Annotated in this window: 1 protein-coding gene; it reads left to right on the top strand. The window is 62.1% G+C overall.

Annotated features, from left to right (window positions below):
* Positions 1 to 377, top strand: a 377-nt coding sequence (locus EN786_RS36340) for an SRPBCC domain-containing protein (RefSeq protein ID WP_135910080.1), incomplete at both ends; no start/stop codon positions are given.

The raw sequence follows: 377 nt of genomic DNA, 5'->3' as shown, positions 1-377 counted from the left end.
GCTACTTCACCACCATCGGCGGCGCCTCGGCGCCGCTTGTCGCCGGCACCACCGTGACCTGGTGGAAGATGGTACCGGTGGAGGTCGATGAAGTGACCAAGGACAAGCGCATCGTGCTGCGCTGGGACGCCACTGATGCCGACGGCAGGCCCGCCTACAAGACCCGCATCGAGATGAATTTCGAACCGCTGGAGGATGGCGGCACCTTCGTCACCATTGCCGAGCAAGGCTGGCACGAAGGCGAGGTCGGCCTGAAGAAGTCCTACCTCAACTGCGAAGGCTGGTCGCAGATGCTGGCCTTCATGAAGGCCTATCTCGAATACGGCATCAATCTGCGCGATGGCTACTATCGCAGCGAGATGAAGGGCGAACCGGCC

Origin of the sequence: Mesorhizobium sp. M4B.F.Ca.ET.143.01.1.1 (assembly GCF_004792275.1) — a bacterium.
GTDB lineage: Bacteria > Pseudomonadota > Alphaproteobacteria > Rhizobiales > Rhizobiaceae > Mesorhizobium > Mesorhizobium abyssinicae.
The sequence above is the reverse complement of the archived record's forward strand: the minus strand, read 5'-3'. Positions and strand labels throughout refer to the sequence as shown.